The organism is Kitasatospora sp. NPDC001603 (assembly GCF_040298365.1).
In the GTDB taxonomy this organism is placed as follows: domain Bacteria; phylum Actinomycetota; class Actinomycetes; order Streptomycetales; family Streptomycetaceae; genus Kitasatospora.
On sequence record NZ_JBEPAA010000059.1, the window covers coordinates 32,243 to 49,354 of the forward strand.

General features: G+C 74.5%; 15 protein-coding genes. 11 read left to right on the forward strand and 4 right to left on the reverse strand.

What is annotated here, in order from left to right:
* Window positions 1-71: 71 nt before the first annotated feature.
* Entirely contained in the window at window positions 72-1,250 is a 1,179-nt protein-coding gene (locus tag ABT263_RS29000; RefSeq protein ID WP_329486247.1) for an ROK family protein, read from the reverse strand.
* Window positions 1,251-1,610: 360 nt separating this feature from the next.
* On the opposite strand from ABT263_RS29000, the gene ABT263_RS29005 reads away from it, so the two are divergent.
* The 3 genes from ABT263_RS29005 (at window position 1,611) to ABT263_RS29015 (ending at window position 3,908) form a co-directional block, all read left to right on the forward strand.
* Window positions 1,611-2,306 (forward strand): class I SAM-dependent methyltransferase, encoded by a 696-nt coding sequence (locus ABT263_RS29005; RefSeq protein ID WP_352294792.1) that lies wholly within the window; start codon window positions 1,611-1,613, stop codon window positions 2,304-2,306.
* Window positions 2,307-2,379: 73 nt separating this feature from the next.
* Window positions 2,380-2,817, forward strand: coding sequence for a GNAT family N-acetyltransferase (locus ABT263_RS29010; protein WP_352294794.1), 438 nt, complete (start codon window positions 2,380-2,382; stop codon window positions 2,815-2,817).
* Between the two features lie 152 nt (window positions 2,818-2,969).
* The gene (locus tag ABT263_RS29015; protein ID WP_352294796.1) at window positions 2,970-3,908 is read left to right on the forward strand and encodes an aldo/keto reductase; all 939 of its coding nucleotides are present in this window, start codon (window positions 2,970-2,972) and stop codon (window positions 3,906-3,908) included.
* Between the two features lie 126 nt (window positions 3,909-4,034).
* Here ABT263_RS29015 and ABT263_RS29020 read toward each other — a convergent pair whose 3' ends face one another.
* Complete coding sequence (locus ABT263_RS29020) at window positions 4,035-5,276, reverse strand: GNAT family N-acetyltransferase (RefSeq protein ID WP_352294798.1); 1,242 nt, start codon at window positions 5,274-5,276, stop codon at window positions 4,035-4,037.
* A 218-nt stretch (window positions 5,277-5,494) separates the two neighbouring features.
* On the opposite strand from ABT263_RS29020, the gene ABT263_RS29025 reads away from it, so the two are divergent.
* A complete protein-coding gene (locus ABT263_RS29025; RefSeq protein ID WP_352294800.1) occupies window positions 5,495-6,070 on the forward strand; it encodes a hypothetical protein in 576 nt (191 codons plus the stop codon).
* A gap of 30 nt (window positions 6,071-6,100) precedes the next feature.
* Here the strand turns inward: ABT263_RS29025 and ABT263_RS29030 are convergent, their stop codons facing one another.
* A complete protein-coding gene (locus ABT263_RS29030) occupies window positions 6,101-7,159 on the reverse strand; it encodes an endonuclease/exonuclease/phosphatase family protein (RefSeq protein WP_352294802.1) in 1,059 nt (352 codons plus the stop codon).
* Between the two features lie 102 nt (window positions 7,160-7,261).
* On the opposite strand from ABT263_RS29030, the gene ABT263_RS29035 reads away from it, so the two are divergent.
* From ABT263_RS29035 to ABT263_RS29070, 7 genes are all read left to right on the forward strand, one after another.
* Window positions 7,262-8,293, forward strand: coding sequence for a glycosyltransferase family 2 protein (locus ABT263_RS29035; protein WP_352294804.1), 1,032 nt, complete (start codon window positions 7,262-7,264; stop codon window positions 8,291-8,293).
* Window positions 8,290-9,216: a lysylphosphatidylglycerol synthase domain-containing protein gene (locus ABT263_RS29040; protein WP_352294806.1), complete on the forward strand. Its 927-nt coding sequence runs from the start codon at window positions 8,290-8,292 to the stop codon at window positions 9,214-9,216. The genes ABT263_RS29035 and ABT263_RS29040 overlap by 4 nt, the downstream gene beginning before the upstream one ends.
* Window positions 9,203-10,603 (forward strand): aspartate aminotransferase family protein, encoded by a 1,401-nt coding sequence (locus ABT263_RS29050; protein ID WP_502885883.1) that lies wholly within the window; start codon window positions 9,203-9,205, stop codon window positions 10,601-10,603. The genes ABT263_RS29040 and ABT263_RS29050 overlap by 14 nt, the downstream gene beginning before the upstream one ends.
* On the forward strand, window positions 10,597-11,619 hold the full coding sequence (locus ABT263_RS29055) for an NAD-dependent epimerase/dehydratase family protein (protein ID WP_329486236.1): 1,023 nt from the start codon (window positions 10,597-10,599) through the stop codon (window positions 11,617-11,619). The genes ABT263_RS29050 and ABT263_RS29055 overlap by 7 nt, the downstream gene beginning before the upstream one ends.
* An 11-nt stretch (window positions 11,620-11,630) precedes the next feature.
* Window positions 11,631-12,527 (forward strand): UbiA prenyltransferase family protein, encoded by an 897-nt coding sequence (locus ABT263_RS29060; RefSeq protein ID WP_352294808.1) that lies wholly within the window; start codon window positions 11,631-11,633, stop codon window positions 12,525-12,527.
* 84 nt (window positions 12,528-12,611) lie between these two features.
* On the forward strand, window positions 12,612-14,831 hold the full coding sequence (locus ABT263_RS29065) for a glycosyltransferase (protein ID WP_352294810.1): 2,220 nt from the start codon (window positions 12,612-12,614) through the stop codon (window positions 14,829-14,831).
* An 11-nt stretch (window positions 14,832-14,842) separates the two neighbouring features.
* Window positions 14,843-15,778, forward strand: a complete 936-nt coding sequence (locus ABT263_RS29070; protein ID WP_352294811.1) for a class I SAM-dependent methyltransferase — start codon at window positions 14,843-14,845, stop codon at window positions 15,776-15,778.
* 28 nt (window positions 15,779-15,806) lie between these two features.
* Here ABT263_RS29070 and ABT263_RS29075 read toward each other — a convergent pair whose 3' ends face one another.
* Window positions 15,807-16,628, reverse strand: a complete 822-nt coding sequence (locus tag ABT263_RS29075; RefSeq protein ID WP_352294813.1) for an AfsR/SARP family transcriptional regulator — start codon at window positions 16,626-16,628, stop codon at window positions 15,807-15,809.
* Window positions 16,629-17,112: the final 484 nt, after the last annotated feature.

The following is a 17,112-nucleotide window of genomic DNA, read 5'->3' on the forward strand; positions in this document are numbered from 1 at the left end:
CGGGCACCGGGTGCGGAGCCGCCGGCTCCGCACCCGGCCCGGGTGTCACGCCCGGGTGTCACGCCAAGGCGTCAGGCCCGGGCGGCGCCGCCGGTCGGCGGGTCGACGGCGAAGAGCTGCTCCTCCACCTGGTCCAGCGCCACCCGCAGGGCGCCCATCGCGACGACCTCCGAGCCGAGCGCCGCCAGCGCCACCTCGGGCGCGCGCAGGGTGAACTGGGCGAGGCGCTCGCGCAGCGGCTCCAGCACACCGTCGAGGCCGGCGGCCCAGCCGCCGACGACCACCAGCTGGGGGTCGATCGCCAGCACCAGGGCGGCCACGCTCTGCACCAGGCGGGTCAGGAAGCGGTCCATGGCGACCTTCGCCACCTCGTCGCCCTCGCGGGCGAGCCTCAGCACCCGGGCGACGGCCGCCTCGTCCAGCGGATTGAGCGGCTTGCCGGTGGTGGAGAGCAGCCGCTCGGGGGTGACCTCCTGGCCGAGCAGGTGCAGCGCGCCGATCTCGCCGGCCGCGCCGCCGTACCCGCGGTGCAGCCGGCCGTTGATGAGCGAGCCGGCGCCCGGGCTCAGACCGGCCATCACGAAGACGACGTCGTCCGCGCCGACCGCCGCGCCCTGCCAGTGCTCGGCGATGGCGGCCAGGTTGGCATCGTTCTCGATCATGACCGGGCAGCGGAAGGACCGGCGCAGGCGGGCGCCCAGGTCCAGGCCGGTCCAGCCGGGCATGGCGGTGCCGAGCTGGATGGTGCCGTCGCGGTCGACGATGCCGGGGGTGCCGACGCCGACCGCCCACAGGTTGTCGCGGGAGACGCCGGCCTTGCGCAGCACCTCCGCGACCGCGGTGCGGACGGCGCTCAGCCGCTCCTCCGCGTCCAGGGTCTCCTCGATCGGGCGGAAGTGACTGCCCACCACCTGGCCGGTGAGGTCGGCCAGCACGACCCGCAGGTCGTGCACGCCGATCTCGACGCCGAGGATGTGTCCGGCCTCGGCGCGGAACCGGAACCAGCGGGCCGGTCGCCCGCGCCGCCCGCCGCCCGGCTGGCCGCCGTTCTGGGGCTGGTCCACCTCGGCGACCAGGCCGGTCTCGACCAGGCCCTCGATCACGCCCTCCACCGTGGGCCGGGACAGCCCGGTGTCCCCGACCAGCTGAGTGAGGGTCACCGAGTGGCCGGCCCGCAGCGCCCGAAGCGTGACCGCCGCATTGATGCGCCGCAGCAGCGAGGAGTCTCCTCCGGTGAGCCGATCCGCCAAGATGCTGCCCTTCGCCGTTCGCGCGACAGCTCTGGCGCGCGGTGCCGAGTGCGCGGAGACCACCGAATGTCCCGCGAGAGTCCGCCACCCGGAACGCGGCACGGCAGCGCTGGGCAGCCTGCGCCGGGCCCGGAGGGCACGTGCCGGATGCTACCCGGGCCCGAGGCCGGCGGGCGAGCATCTCCGCAGCTCATCCCGGCTTCGGTATCGAAATGGTACGCATCGGGTGGCGGTGCGTGACCCGGGGTCGCCCCGCGTCCCGGAGTGCTCGCGCGGGCCCGCTCCCGGGGGCCGGCCGGGCGGTCGGGTCGCGTGCTCCGGTGGCGCTCCGGGCGGGCGGGAAGCCTCTATGCTGCGGGCATGTTGAACGAGACGCACGACGCTCGCCCGGCTGCGACGGCACTGTCCGACCGGGAGTTCGTGCGGAACGCGACCAGCCCGGCGCCCGTGCCCTTCGTCCCCGAGATCAGCCTGCGGATGGCCGACGACGCCATCGAACTCTGGGAGACCACCGAGTCGGCGCGCGGCGAGGTGGGGCTGGCGCCGCCGTTCTGGGCGTTCGCCTGGGCGGGCGGGGTCGGGGTGGCGCGCTATGTGCTCGACCACCCCGAGGTGGTGGCCGGGCGGACGGTGCTGGACCTGGCGGCCGGGTCCGGGCTGGTGGCGATCGCGGCGGCGATGCGCGGGGCGGAGTCGGTGCGCGCCGCCGAGATCGACGCGTACGCGGTGGCGGCCATCGGCCTCAACGCGGAGGCCAACGGCGTCCGGGTGGCGGCCGCGGTGGAGGACCTGCTGGACGGGGACGGCGCTCCGGCCGACGTGGTGCTGGCCGGGGACGTCTTCTACGAGCGGGCGATGGCCGCGCGGTTCCTGCCCTTCCTGGAGCGGGCCCGGGCGCGCGGCGCGGTGGTGATCGTCGGCGACCCGGGGCGGGCGTACCTGCCGCGCGGGCACTTCACGGAGCTGGCCGCGTACCGGGTGCCGGTCGTGGCGGACCTGGAGGACGCCGCGCTCAAGACCACCACCGTCTGGGAGCTCGCCGCACCGGCCCGCTGAGGCGGGGCCGGGGCCGGTCCCGCGGTGCGGAATTCCCGGCGGCCCGGCCGGAGGTCCTGGTAGACAGACCGGCATGACCGCCGACATCGTGCTGCGCACCGCCACCCCCGACGAGATCCCCGCCCTGCTCGCGCTCTGGGCGCGCGCCGCCAAGGGGACGAGCATCACGGACGACGCCGACGGGGTGGCGGCCCTGCTCGCGCGCGACCCGGAGTGCCTGATCGTCGCCACCCCGGCCGGTGATCCGGCGACCCTCGTCGGCACCGTGATCGCCGGCTGGGACGGGTGGCGCTGTCACCTCTACCGCCTCGCCGTCGACCCGCGGTACCGCCGCCGGGGGATCGGCGCGGCCCTGCTGGCGGCGGCGGAGGACCGCTTCACCGCCCTCGGCGGCCGCCGGGCCGACGCGATGGTGCTCGACGACAACGCCGAGGGGCAGCGCACCTGGCGGACGGCGGGCTACCGGCCGCAGCCGCAGTGGACCCGCTGGGCCAAGCCGTTGACCGCCTGAGGCCGGGCGCCCGCGCAGCTGGTCGCCCGCCGGTCCGGTCGCGCGGGTGGGCCACGGTCGCGCCGACGGCGGGTGGTGATCCGGTGGCGCTCTGTTGCGTGCGGGGCGGGATGCGACTTGAATGGTCCAGACCACATGGGAGGGGAAGACCTATGGCCATTCCACAACGCACCATCGCCCTCGGCACCTTGGGCTTCGGCACGATCGTCGACGAGCGGACTTCGTTCGAGATCCTGGACCACTTCGTGGAGTCGGGCGGCACCGTGCTCGACACCGCGAACAACTACGCGTTCTGGCTGGACGGCGCCACCGGCGACGAGAGCGAGGAGGTGATCGGACGCTGGCTGGCCAGCCGGGGTGCCCGCGACCGTGTGGTGATCAGCACCAAGGTCGGGGCCCGGCCGACCGTCCCGGGGACCGGCCTGGAGACCGCCGAGGGCCTCTCGGACAAGGCCGTCCGGACGGCGCTGGAGGGCAGCCTGCGCCGGCTCGGTACCGACCGGGTCGAGGTCTACTGGACGCACATCGAGGACCGGTCGGTGCCGCTCGCCGAGACGGTCGACACCCTGGCCGACCTGGTGGCCGCCGGGAAGGCCGGCGAGGTCGGGGCCAGCAACCACGCCGTCTGGCGGGTCGAGCGGGCCCGGGCGCTCGCGGGGGACCGGGCCCGGTACACCCACATGCAGTACCGCTACTCCTACCTCCAGCCCCGCTTCGACATCCCGCTGCCCTCCTCGGCCCATGTCCACGTGACCGGTGAACTGCTGGACTACGTAAGCTCCGAGGGGGACATCCGGCTCTGGGTCTACAGCCCGATCCTCTCCGGCGGCTACACCCGCGAGGACGTCGAGATCCCGGCCGCCTACGACCACCCGGGCACGCCCAGGCGGCTGGCGGCGCTCGGTGCGGTGGCCGAGGAGCTGGGGGTGACCAAGAACCAGGTCGCGCTCAGCTGGCTGCTGGACCACGACCCGCAGATCGTGCCGCTGGTCGGCGTCAGCAGGATCGCCCAACTGGACGAGGCGCTGGGCGCCCTGGCGGTGACCCTCTCCGCCGAGCAGCGCCGGCGCCTCGACGAGGCCGCGCTCTGACCACTGGCGATGCGCTGACCACCGGCCGTGCGCTGACCACCGGCCGGACCCGGCGGCGCCGGTAGGGCCGCCGGGGGCCGCCGGGGGCCGTGCCGTTCGCGGTACGGCCGCCCGGCGGGCGCGCGGTCAGAACCAGTGCAGGCAGTGCGGGGAGCGCTCGCCCCGGAAGAGGGCGTCGGCGCGGGCGGCCGCCCCCGGATGGTGGGCGAGGACGTGGCCGGCCCGGACGAGCGTGCTCGGGGCGGTGCCGCCGAGGTAGAGCGAGCCCAGGTCGCGGACGTCCAGGGACAGGTCGGGCTCCCGGTCCGTCGGGACGCAGTCGGCCCTGCCGTTCCGCACGGTCAGCAGATAGCGGTCGTGCTCGCCGAGGAACGGGTCCTCGACGTCGAGGACGAGCTCGCCGTCCGCGCACCAGCCGCGCGCGGTCAGCGCCCGCGGCACGTCCAGCAGCCGCACCCAGAGCCAGTCGGTGTCCTGGTGCACCTCGCCGGCGCGGAAGTCGGTGAGCCGCCAGCGCAGCGGGTGGTCGGGCGGGACGTGCTTGAAGACGACCCGGTCGACCAGGTCGTGTTCGAGGACGAAGCGGGCCAGGGCGGTGAAGACGGCGTCGTCGGCGGCGATGACCTCGTCGACCGTCAGGTTGTCGGGCTTGTCCTTGGCGTAGCAGGCGTACCCGTCCGGGACGCCGTCGGCGTCCCGGTGCAGGGCGATGTAGCGCGGTGTCGGCGCGATCGGGGGCTGTCCGGCGCGCAGGGCCCACCAGCGGTGCGGCCGGGACAGCGCGCCGGGCTGGGTGCGGCGGTACCGGTCGTAGACCTGCTCCAGGAGCTCGCCGCAGTCGGCGTGCCGCAGCACCTCGACCGTGCCGCTGTCCGGGGCGGTCGTGGTGGTCGTGGCGGCCTCGGCCCGGCGGGCCCGGGGGGCGGCGAGGGCGGCCCGGTGGTGCGGCACCGTCAGTCGCGCCGTGTACGTCGCCGGTCCGTAGCCGAACCTGCCGTAGATCGTGGCCTCGGAGGCGAGCAGGACGGCGAGGAACTCCCCGCGGGCCCGGAACCCGGCGAGCTGGTGGCGCATCAGCGCGGTCAGCACGCCCCGGCGCCGGTGGGAGGGCAGGACGCCGACGGCCGTCACCCCGGAGACCGGGACGAGGGCCCCGCCGGGCAGGGTGAGCTCGAAGGAGTACGCACCGGCGGTGCCGACGGGCCTCCCGTCGTCCGACACGGCGAGCAGGCCGCGGTCCATTTCGAGCGCCGACCACCAGGCCCCGCCGCCGTCCTCGGCCGTGGTCTCCCGGAAGAGCCCGAACGGGGCGAGCAGGGTGTCGACGAAGACGTCGTGGTCCTCGTCGGTCGTGGAACGGATCTCCATGGTCGTCGCCGCCTCCTCGCGTACCGGCACCACGGCTCGTGGTGCCCGGCCACATTGGCACGCCGACCCGCGACCGGGGCAAGCGAATTTCGGCACGGGCCCCGCGACGGCCGCGGCGGCCGTTCCGCCCCCGGGGTACTGACAGGAGTTCAGGGACCGGTAGCCTGGGCGGACTTCCGGACGTGCGGATCGACCGGCACCGGGCAAATGGGGGGACCATGGCAGGTCAGGCCAGACGAACGGCCGCGGGGCGGCGGCGCGGTACGGCGGGCCTCGCCGTCGGAGCGCTCGCGCTGCTGCTCGCGGTCGCCGGCTGTTCGAGCAGCGGGACGGCCGCCGCGCCGTCCGCCTCCGCGCCGCCGGTCCGGCCCACGGAGCCCGCCACGCCCACGCCCGCGCCGACGGCCACGTCCGCGGTCCCGTCCCCGCCCGCCGCCGTGCCGTCCGCCTCGGCCCCCGGGGCGCCGCCGGAGCCGTCCGAGGCACCCGGCTCCGTTTACGGGTGCGACGGGCAGCCGCTCATCTCGCCGAAGTCCCTGGAACTGGCCTGCGACAAGGGCGCGTCGATGCTGGACGGGCTGGTCTGGACGGCGTGGGGCGGGCTGAGCCCGACCGCCACGGGCCGGCTCTGGGAGAAGAACGCGGCCGGCGGGGTGGCCGCCGTCCCCGCGACGGTGACCCTGGGCGGTCTGACCGGCGGCGACTACACGACGATGCGGATCTCCGCACCGAAGGCCGCGCGGCCCAACCTCACCTTCACCCTGAGCCGTTCCGGCCCGGCGCCGAAGGACTGACGGCCGGGCGGCCGTCCCGGCCGGCCGGTGTCACGGCCGGAGCGCCACGCGCAGCTGCTGCCCCCGGTGGTCCGACATCCCCCGCTGGTCCGCGAAGGAGTACCGCTCCACCGCGACCCGGCGGTCGGTGAACGCCCAGTCCAGCCGCCACAGGTCGCTGCCCAGCAGGCCGCCCCAACTGCCCGGGTAGAGGTCGCCGGAGGCCGAGCGGGCGTCGCGGAAGCGGGTGCGCAGGCCGCTCAGGTCGCCCATCGCCGGGGTGGTGTTGAAGTCCCCGGCGATCAGCAGCGGGTGGTGGTTGGCGGCGGCGTCCGACTCCAGTGCCGTGTACTGCTCCCGGCGTGCGGCGTCGGCCGCGCGGACGGTGCGGTAGAAGTCGCCGCCGAACACCGACTGCCGGGTGTCCACCTGGACCGGGATGTGCACGTTGTAGAGGGACACCGCCCGGCCGTGGACGTCCACATCGGTGCGGAGGACCTTCTTCCTGGCGAAGGTCACCTCCCACGGCGTACCGGCCGGCAGCGCCGCGCCGACCGCCGGGGTGGCGAGCACCGGGAACCGCGAGAGCGTGACCAACTCGCCGAGCACCGCCACCCGGTAGCCGGGGAACTCCTGCCGGATCCGGTCGAGCCGGTCGATCCGGGTCGGCGTCTCCTGGACCCAGGCCAGGTACTCCTGGAGCAGGTAGACGTCCGCGTCCCTGCTCCGGAGGTAGCGGTAGAAGGCGTCCGGGTCGTCGGTGGTGTCCCAGTACTCGGTGTTCCAGGAGAACACCGTGAACGCCGGGCCGGGCGCGCGGTCCCGGCCGGGCAGCAGCGCCGCGGGGTTGAGCCCGGTGCGCGGCAGGCCGGCCAGCAGCAGGGCGACCACCACCGGGACGAGCCACCGCCGCGACGGCCGGGTGACCACCGCCAGGGCCAGCAGCAGCACCGGCACCGCCAGGAAGAGCAGCGGCGGCGCGAGGTCCGGTATCAGCCAGAACCACCAGCGGCCGCTCAGCAGGCGGTCGAGGAGGAGGAAAACACCCCAGCAGGCCGTGACGGCGACCAGCGACCGGGGCCCGAGCGAACGCGGGCGAGCGGAATCCATGGCGCGGAGAGTAGCAGGGCGGCGGCGCCCCGGATTTCACCCGGCCGCATTCCAATACCGAGACGATACCCGGCCGATACGCGGCCCGCCTGAAATGGCGGCATGACGTTTTCCGTATCGGTCGTCATACCGGCCCACAACTCCGCTCGTACCCTGGGTGCCTGTCTCGACTCGGTGTACGCCCAGACCGCCCCCGTCCACGAGGTCATCGTGGTGGACGACGGCTCCACCGACCGGACCGCCGAGGTGGCCGAGGGCTATCCGTGCACCCTGATCCGGCGCACTCCGAACCGCGGAGTGTCCGCCGCGCGAAATGCCGGAATCGCCGCGGCGACCGGTGACATTCTGTTCTTCCTCGATTCCGACGAGGCGCTGACGCCCGATTCGGTGGCCAACGCGCTGGAAATCCTGGCGGCCGACCCGGAGTGCGGCTGCGTACACGGAGTGATCGCACCGGATCCGCTGTTCGACGACGGTCCGGTGGAGCGCTACCGGGTGCTGCACGCGCACTGGTGGCGGGTGCGCGGCGCGGGCGTCGTGGAGACCGCCTTCTTCGCCCAGGCGGCCGTGCGCCGCGAGGTCTTCGAGCGCCTCGGCGGCTTCGACGAGCGGCTGCGGGACTCCGAGGACCTGGAGTTCAGCGACCGGCTGGCGCCGCACCACCGGATCGTCCTCACCGACCGGGTGGTCGCCCTGCACGACGAGGAGCACCGGCTCCGGCCGCTGCTGGCCGAGACCTTCCGGCGGGCGCTGGTGCTGGTGCCCGCGCTGGCCTCGGCGCGCCGGGGCGGGCGGCGCAACCTGACCGCCAACAGTCCGGCGTCGGTCGCCGCCGCCGCCCTCACCCTGGCCACCCTGCCGCTGGCGCCCTGGTACCCGGTGCTGCCGGCCCTCGGGGCGCTCGGGTTCTGCGCCGCCAACGGCCGGCTGCTGCGGTTCGTCGCGGGCCACCGGGGCCCGGGTTTCGTGCCGTTCTTCACCGGCGTCCACTTCCTGGTCATCACCGCCCTGGTGAGCGGCGCCGCCGTCGGCACGGTCCGGATGCTGCTCCCGGACCGTGCCGACGCCGCCGGGGTGGTCTCGGCGACGGCGGCCGAGCCCGGCACCGCACCCGGCACCGGGGCGGCCCGGTGATGCTGGACCGGCTGCGCAAGGTGCTCACCCCGCTGATCGTGCTCGCCGCCCTGGTCGGCCTCGGCCTGCTGCTCCGCCACGAAGGCCCGGTCGCCGTAAGGGCGTTCGCCCGGGCGGACGCCCTGCCGCCGCTCGCCGCCTCGCTCGCCGCCAACGTGGCCGGCCTGGTGCTCGCGGTGCACGCCTGGCGGGTGCTGATCCCCGGCGACCACGCGGTCCGGGGGGTCCACGCAGCCCGGATCTACTTCCTCGGGCAGCTCAGCAAGTACCTGCCGGGCCGGGTCTGGGGCGTGCTCACCCATGTCACGCACGGCCGGGCGGCCGGGGTGCCGGCCGCCCAGATGACCTCCGCCTACCTGCTCAGCCTGGCGCTGACCCTCCTCACCGGCGCGGGCGTCGGGCTGCTGGCGGCGCCGGCCGCGCTGCCGGGGCAGTGGGTCTGGCTCTGCCTGCCGGCCGCGGGCTTCCTGGCCTGCGTCGTCCGCCCGGTCCTGGCCACCCGGCCGGTCGCGGCCGCGGCCCGGCTGCTGCGGCGGCCGGTCGAGGCGCCGCCGGACGCCGCCGTCCGCCGGGCCGTCCTGCTGGCGATCGCCTCCTGGCTGGTCTCCGGACTGCACCTCTGGTTCCTGGCCCTGGCGTTGGGCGGGTCGGCCGGGGCCTCGCTCGGCCCGGCGGTCGGCGCCTTCGCGCTCGCCACCGTGGTCAGCAGCCTGGCCGTGATCGTGCCGGACGGCTGGGGGGTGCGCGAGCTGACCATCACGGCCGCGCTCGCCACCGTGCTGCCCGGGGGCGTCGCGGCCACCGCGGCGATCGCCAGCCGGGTCGTCTGCGTGCTGGCCGAGCTCGGTAGCTCGGCCGTCGTCCTGACCTGGGCCCGGCTCAGGTCCACCCCGATGCGAGAGGAAGCCCGTGTACACCCTTGACGACGCCGAACGGCTCCAGGTCCGTGAGGTGCACGACCTGTACCGGCGGTACGTGAACAAGAGCCAGGTCTCGCTGATGACCTCCTTCGGCTTCGGCCGGGAGCTGGTCGCCGAGGCCCGGGGCGCCCATCTGACCCTCACCGACGGCCGCCGGATCCTGGACGTCACCGGCGGGGTGGGCGTGCTCAACCACGGCCACAACCACCCGCGGATCCTGGCCGCCCGCGAGCGGTTCGCCCGGGCCGGCCGGATGGAGGTCCACAAGACGTACTTCTCGCCCTACCTCGCCGCGCTCGGCCACAACCTGGCCGAGGTGCTGCCCGGCGACCTCTCGATGTCCTTCCTGCCCAACTCCGGCGCCGAGGCGGTGGAGGGGGCCGTCAAGCTGGCGTACAAGTACCACGGCGGCAGGCGCGGGACGGTGCTGCGCGCCGACTGCGCCTTCCACGGCAAGCTGCTCGGCTCCGGCGGCCTGACCGGCCAGAGCCAGTTCGCCTTCCCCACCATCCCGGGCATCGACACCTTCGCCTACAACGACCTCGACTCGGTCCGCCGCGCCGTCGACGCCCACCCGGACGACGTCTACGCGATCCTGATCGAGCCGTTCAGCGCCTCCACCGTGCAGGCCTGCTCCGAGGAGTTCCTGCGCGGGCTGCGCGAGCTGTGCACCCGGAAGAAGATCGTGCTGATCTTCGACGAGATCTACACCGGCTGGGGCAAGACCGGCACCCTGTTCCACTTCATGCGCTACCCGGGCCTGATCCCGGACGTCCTCACCACCTCCAAGTCCTTCGGCGGCGGCAAGTCCTCGATCTCGGCGTTCGTCGCCCGCGAACCGGTCTTCCGCAAGGCCTACGACAACCTCGGCGACGCGCTGCTGCAGTCCACCTCGACGACGTACTACGGCTTCGGCGAGGAGTGCGCCACCGCGCTGGAGGCCGTCAACATCGCCATCGAGGACGACTACCCGGCGCGGGCCCGGGCGATCGGCGCCGTCCTGGAGCCCGGGCTGGCCCGGCTGGCGAAGGAGCACCCGGAGGCGGTCGGCCGGGTGACGGGCGCCGGGGCGCTCTGGGGAGTCTTCATCGAGGGCGGGCCGAAGATCCTCGACCTGGTCGCGAGGCTGGCGCCGGGCGGGATGGCCCGCGACCCGAGGTTCAAGACCAAGCTGGTCACCTGCGCGGTGATCAACGCCCTGTACCAGGACCACGACATCTTCGCCTACTACACCCTCAACGGACTCAACCCGCTGGTCATCGGCCCCTCGCTGGTCACCGACCCGGCCGACGTGGAGCGCACGGTCGAGGCGCTCGGCGAGGTGCTCGGCAAGGGGCTCGGGCACCTGGTGACGCGCTTCCTCAAGCAGAAGGTGGGGTCCCAGTGGTGATCGCGATCACCGGCGCCGCGGGCATGCTCGGCTCGCGGCTCGCCGAACGGCTGCTCGCGGACGGCAAGGACGTCCGCGGGGTCGACCTGCGGCCCGGCCCCGGCGTGGCGGTGGTCGGCGACATCCGCGACCCGGCCGTGATGGCCCGGGCGCTGGACGGCGCCGAGGTGCTGGTCCACGCGGCGGCCGCGCTGCCCAGCTACCCGGACGAGCAGATCCGCTCGATCATCGTCGGCGGCACCGAGAACGTGTTCGCCGCCGCGCGCGCCGCCGGCACCCCCCGGGTGGTGCACATCTCCTCGACCGCCGTGTACGGCCTGCCCAAGGTCGTCCCGACGCCGGAGACGTACCCGCGCGAGCCGGTCGACACCTACAGCCGGGCCAAGGCCGCCGCCGAGGAGATCGCCGAGCGCCACCGCGCCGCCGGGATGTGCGTGCCGATCCTGCGGCCCAAGACCTTCGTCGGCCCGGGCCGGATGGGCCTGTTCTCGATGCTGTTCGAGTGGGCGGAGGAGGGCCGGAACTTCCCCGTGCTCGGCCGCGGCGACGTACGGATCCAGATGTTCGGCATCGACGACCTGGTGGACGCCGTGGTCACCGTGCTCACCGCGCCCGAGGACGTCGCCAACGACACCTACAACCTGGCGGCCGCCGAGTTCGGCACCCTGCGCCAGGACTTCCAGGCCGTCCTGGACGCGGCCGGCCACGGCAAGCGGGTCGTCGCGCTGCCCGCCCGGCCCGCGCTGACCGTGCTGAGCACCCTGCAGAAGGCCAGGCTCTCGCCGGTCTACGGGCGGCTGCTGCACAAGCTGATGGAGGACTCCTACGTCAGCATCGACAAGGCCGGGGAGCGGCTCGGCTTCGCGCCCAGGCTGTCCAACCGGGACGCGATCCTGCGCACCTACGACTGGTGGCGCACCGCCCGCCACGACCGTCCGGCGGGCAGCCCGACCGGCCGGACCAGCCGGGACCCGTGGAGCCAGGGCCTGTTGTCCGCCGTGAAGATCTTCTTCTGAGGGAGTGCGCGATGACCTTCCTGAGCGAACAGACGGAGCCCCTCCGGCGCGGCCCCACCTCCCGGCTGCCGGCACCGCTGGAGCTGCTCCGCCCGGGCCAGTGGCCGAAGAACCTCCTGGTGGTGCCGCTGTCCCTGCTCGGCGCCGACCTGGACTGGGGCATGGTGGCCCGGGTCGCCGTCACCACCTGCGCCTTCGTGCTCGCCTCGTCGCTGGTGTACGTGGTCAACGACATCGCCGACATCGAACGGGACCGGCGCCACCCGGTCAAGCGCCACCGCCCCCTGGCCGCCGGCCGGGTGGGCCGGCGCACGGCCGTGGCGCTGATCCTGCTGCTGGCCGGGCTGCTCGCCCCCGTCCTGCTGCTCTCCCGGCCCGCCGCGGTCTGGCCGGTCCTGCTCTACCTGGTGGTGAACGCCGCCTACAGTTGGAAGCTCAAGCACCTGCCGCTGCTGGACGTGTTCATCGTCGCCACCGGGTTCGTCCTGCGGCTGTTCGGCGGCTACGGCGCCGGCGGCCGCCCGGTCGCCGCCTGGCTGGTGTTCACCGTGCTGACGCTCTGCCTGGTCCTGATCGTGGGCAAGCGGCGGCACGAACTGGGCGTCTCCGGCAGCGGCCACCGGCCCGCCCTGGTCGGCTACTCGGCGCACTTCCTGGACCTCGTCCTGGTGCTCTGCTCCGGGCTGACCGTGGTCGGCTACCTGCTCTTCCTGCGCACCGAGTCCGGCTACGCGGCCGGGGCGCTGCTCACCGCGCCCTGCGCCCTGCTCGCGCTCTTCCGCTACCTGCAGATCGTGGTGGTGCAGAGCGAGGGCGGCAATCCCGTCCGGACCCTGCTGAGGGACGGCGTGATGCTCACCAACTCCTCGCTCTGGGCCGGCCTGCTGCTCGCCTTCCAGCTGCTCTGACGCGCTGTCGGGCAGCGGCCGCCGGATCCCGAGGTGCGAACCCCGAACTCCGAACTCTGAACTCCGAACTCCGAACGAGGTCCCATGCCCACATCCCCACCTCTCGTCTCGGTGGTCGTCCCGATGTACAACGACAGCCGCACCGTCGACCTCTGTCTGCGCTCGATCCTGGAGCAGAGCTACCCGGCCGTCGAAGTGATCGTCGTGGACGACGCCAGCACCGACGACTCCGCCGAGCTGGCCGCCGCCCACCCCGTCACCCTGGTGCGGGCCGAGCGCAACGGCGGCCCGGGCGGCTCGCGCAACCTCGGGGTCCGGCACGCCGCCGGCGAGATCCTCTTCTTCCTGGACGCCGATCTGACCATGCACCCCGACGCCGTCGCCGAGGCGGTGCGGATCTTCACCGAACACCCCGAGTACGGCGCGGTGTTCGGCGTTCCCGACAAGGAGCCGCTGTTCCCCGAGGGCGCCGTCGGGCAGTACCGGATCCTCCAGTACCACTACTGGCGCAAGAGCGCCGAGGGCCTGGTCAGCGGCGGCTTCTACGCGCTCGGGGCGGTCCGCCGGTCGGCCTTCCTGGAGGCCGGCTGGTTCAACGGCGCGCTCCGCCAGACCGAGGAGATCGACCACGCCGAGCGGCTCGCCGCGCTCCACCCGATGGTGCTCACCTCCCGGGTCCGGGGCCGGCTCTCCGACGAGAGCCGGATGCGGCCGCTGCTCCGGAAGGCCTTCGTCCGCAGCCGGCTGCGGGTGCCGTTCTACCTGGGCCGGGGCCGGGCGATGCAGGGGATGGAGACCCCCGGCCGGGCGGTCGCCTCGGCGCTGGCCGGGCTGGCGGTGGCGAGCCTGCCGCTGATCGCCTGGCAGCCGCTGACGGCGCTGGTCACGGTCCTGGCGGTGGCCGGCTTCGTGCTGACCGACCTCGGCCAGTACCGGTTCGTCCGGCAGGAGCGCGGGCTCGGCTTCCTGGCCTTCTTCACCCTGGCGCACCTGCTGGTGAACGCCGTCGTGCTGGCCGGTCTGGTCGCCGGGCTGGCCCAGTTCGCCGTCAGCCGCCGGTTCCGCCGGATGTACGCCGCGGACGCCGCGGACGCCGTGGCCGCCGCGCCGGACCGCGACGACGGAGCCGGCGGAAGCGCCGGCGGCGACCGGGGGGCGACGGACCCGGACCCGCCGAGCCGGGCCCGCCGGATCGCCCGGCGGCTGCGCACCTGGTACGGGTGGGCCCTGATCGCCCTGGCCGGGCTCTGGCTCTGCTACGCCGTGCTGCGCCGGTCGGTCAGCGGCCGCTGGCACTGGGCCATCCTGCTGGACGCCACCCCGCCGGTGTTCCTGGTGGCGGTCCCGCTGGTGCTCCTGGCCGCCAGTGCCGCCGCCTGCGGCCCGCGCCGCCGCTGGGCCGCCGCCCTCGCGCTGCCCCCGCTGCTGCTCGCCCTCCTCACCGGCTCCGGGCTGAACTGGCCCGCCCTCTGGCACGGCGGGCGCCCGGTGCCGCCCGGCGCCCTGCACGTGGTCTCCTTCAACACCCAGTACTGGGCCGCCGCCACCGACGTGAACCGGCTGTACGACCTGATCCACCGCCAGGACGCGGACGTGTACCTCTTCCAGGAGCACGTGGTCTGGCAGGCCGGCCGCGGCGAGGACGGCTATCTGCGGCTGGACGACGACGCGCGGCTGGCCGCCGAGTTCCCCGGCTACCACATCGCCCGGCGGGGCGAGCTGCTCACCGTCTCCCGGTACCCGATCGTCGCCCAGCCGGCCGTCGGGACCGGCGCCGAGCTGGCGCCGGACGCCCCGTTCGGCACGGTCTTCGCCCGGGACAAGGTGCTGCGCACCGACCTCCAGGTCGGGTCGAAGGTGTTCAGCGTCTACAACGTGCACGTCACCGTGCCGCTCGCGCCCGACCTCGACCCGTTCTCGGACTTCGACTTCGACTCCTACTTCCGGCGCAAGTTCGACTGGCGCCGGGCGGAGATCCGCGGCCTGGAGCGGGACCTCGCCGGCAACCCCCACCAGGTGCTCGTCTCGGGCGACTTCAACGCCGGCGCGTCGATGCGCGACCTGGACGGCCTGCGTGACCGGGCCGACGACGCGATCCGGGCCAACAACGACTTCCTGCCGCTGAGTTGGAAGTTCTCCGCGCCGGCCGGCTTCGACTGGGACAGCGCGGTCAACCGCTCCTTCCCGTTCTGGCGGCTGGACTGGAGCTTCACCGCCGGCCCGGTCCGGGTGCACCGCTACGACTTCCGGCCGACCGACGGCATCTCCGAACACCGGCTGCAGGACCTGTGGCTCTCCCTCTGAAAGGAACAACGATGGTGCTCAAGGATCTGCGGACCGCCGTCCGGACCGCCTCCGGCGTCGAACTGCTGGAGCGGCTGCCCGTGCTGCGCCGGCCGGTCGACTGGCTGGCGGAGCGGCCCGTCCTGCACGGCCTGACGCTCTGGGCGTTCGGGCTGCGCAAGCCGCTCTTCTGGGACCACGTCGTCACCCCCGAGCCGCGCGCCGAACTCGCCGAGGTTCGCGCCCTGTTGGAGAAGAACCGGGAGCGCTACGCGCAGCGGCTGACCGGCTTCCTGGAGCTGACCGAGCTGCTCCGGGGAATCCCGCTGAGCGGTACCGCCGCAGGCTCCACCCCGTACTGGAATAACGGCTGGCTGCCCCCGCTGGACGCGCTCTCGCTCTACGGCTTCCTGGCCGAGGAGCGTCCGGCCCGGTACCTGGAGATCGGCTCCGGCAACTCCACCAAGTTCGCCCGCCGGGCGATCGAGGACCTCGGGCTGGCGACCCGGATCACCTCGATCGACCCCGCGCCGCGCGCCACCGTGGACCGGCTCTGCGACGAGGTCATCCGCACCCCGCTGCAACACGCGGACCTCGGGGTCTTCGCCGCTCTGGAGCCCGGTGACATCGTCTTCTTCGACGGTTCGCACCGGCTGCACATGGGGTCGGACGTGGCGGTGTTCTTCTTCGAGGTGCTGCCCAGGCTCAAGCCCGGGGTGATCGTGCACGTCCACGACATCATGCTGCCCGCGGACTACCCGTACTCCTGGCGCTGGCGGCACTACTCCGAGCAGTACCTGCTCGCCGCCCTGCTGACGGCCGCCCCGGACCGCTTCGACCTGGAGCTGCCCGACGCCTTCGTGCACGCCGACCCGGAGCTGCGGAGGATCGCCGAACCGCTCTGGCGCGCCCTCGGCGTCCGGGACCACTACGAGCCGGGCTCGTTCTGGTGGCGCCACCGGGGCTGAGCCCCGTCCGGCCCGCGCGGCGGTGCGGCTACACCGGGCACCAGGAGGAGTGGACGGCGTCGCCCGCCCTGGTCCGGCGCCGCACCGCCGGCTCCCCGGGGGGCGGCGCCGCGGCCACGCCGAGCAGGATCTCCCGTTCCAGCGAACGCAGTTCGGGCCCCGGCTCGATGCCCAGCTCCTCGATCAGGGCGGTCCGGAGCCTGCGGTACACCGCCAGCGCCTCGGCCGTGCGGCCCGACCGGTGCAGGGCGAGCATCAGCCGGCCGTGCAGGTGCTCGCGGAACGGGTGCGCGCAGACCAGCTGCTCCAGCTCGCCGACCAGGTCCTGGTGCCGGCCCAGCCCGAGCTCCAGCCGGATCCGCTCCTCCACGGCGCGCAGCCGGCTCTCCTCCAGCCTGCGGGCCCAGGCCTCCACGGGCGGGCAGGCGAGCCCGGCCATCGCCGGGCCGGTCCACCGGGCGAGGGCCCGGCGCAGGCCGGTGACGGCCTCCTCCGGCGCGCCCTGGGCGGCCAGCAGCCGGGCCCGGGCGACCTCCTCGTTGAACGCCGAGGCGTCCAACTCGCCCGGACCGACCCGGAGTCGGTACCCGTTCGGATGGGTCTCGATCACGGTCGGCGCACCCGCCTCGGCGAAGGCCCGGCGCAGCTGGGAGACGCAGATCCGGATCTGCGTCCGGGCGCTGGCGGGTGGCGCGGGGCCCCAGACGGTGTCCACCAGCCGGTCGAGCGGCACGACCCAGTTCGGGGTCAGGGCGAGGGTCGCCAGGACGATCTGCGACCGCCTGCCACCGAGGGCCACGGCGGTTCCGTCGACGTCGACACGAAGCGGTCCCAGGACATGCACGAGCACAACGATCTCCCCCGTATGAAGCTGTCACCTGTGCCGAAGTCCCGCTGCGGAAGCGGAGTTCGCCCCGCCGCCGGGGCGCCGCTCGCAGCATGGTATAGACCTATAAACGTGTCAAGGGCATCTCAAGCCCGCTCCCCGGCGGAGTCCGCGGCCGCTGCGGAGCCTGGGGGAGGCGGGCCCCACGGGCGTCGGACGGCCTTCGGCCGGCGTCCGGCCGGCGGGTGGGGGAGGGCGCGCGCTGGGCGTCGGCGGGCCGCTCGACGGGGGCGTCACGTCGAGGGCGTCGCGCCGGAGGCGTCACGGCGCGGTGGGGCGTCCCGGCGGGGCGGGGCGGGGCGGCACGGCGTCGCGGGGGCCGTGGTCACGGCGGCGGGGGGGGGGCCCCCCCCCCCCGGGCGGGCCCCCCCCCCCCCCCCCCCCCCCCCGGGGGGGGCGCGGGGGGGACGAGCCGGGCGGCGGCCAGCCCGGGCCCCCACCCCCGAGG

Excerpts from the sequence above, each read along its gene's own strand:
- ABT263_RS29070 (WP_352294811.1), top strand. The coding sequence starts at position 14,843 with ATGGTGCTCAAGGATCTGCGGACCGCCGTCCGGACCGCCTCCGGCGTC.
- ABT263_RS29065 (WP_352294810.1), top strand. The coding sequence starts at position 12,612 with ATGCCCACATCCCCACCTCTCGTCTCGGTGGTCGTCCCGATGTACAAC.
- ABT263_RS29020 (WP_352294798.1), bottom strand. The coding sequence starts at position 5,276 with ATGGAGATCCGTTCCACGACCGACGAGGACCACGACGTCTTCGTCGAC.
- ABT263_RS29025 (WP_352294800.1), top strand. The coding sequence starts at position 5,495 with ATGGCAGGTCAGGCCAGACGAACGGCCGCGGGGCGGCGGCGCGGTACG.
- ABT263_RS29030 (WP_352294802.1), bottom strand. The coding sequence starts at position 7,159 with ATGGATTCCGCTCGCCCGCGTTCGCTCGGGCCCCGGTCGCTGGTCGCC.
- ABT263_RS29060 (WP_352294808.1), top strand. The coding sequence starts at position 11,631 with ATGACCTTCCTGAGCGAACAGACGGAGCCCCTCCGGCGCGGCCCCACC.
- ABT263_RS29015 (WP_352294796.1), top strand. The coding sequence starts at position 2,970 with ATGGCCATTCCACAACGCACCATCGCCCTCGGCACCTTGGGCTTCGGC.
- ABT263_RS29035 (WP_352294804.1), top strand. The coding sequence starts at position 7,262 with ATGACGTTTTCCGTATCGGTCGTCATACCGGCCCACAACTCCGCTCGT.
- ABT263_RS29010 (WP_352294794.1), top strand. The coding sequence starts at position 2,380 with ATGACCGCCGACATCGTGCTGCGCACCGCCACCCCCGACGAGATCCCC.
- ABT263_RS29005 (WP_352294792.1), top strand. The coding sequence starts at position 1,611 with ATGTTGAACGAGACGCACGACGCTCGCCCGGCTGCGACGGCACTGTCC.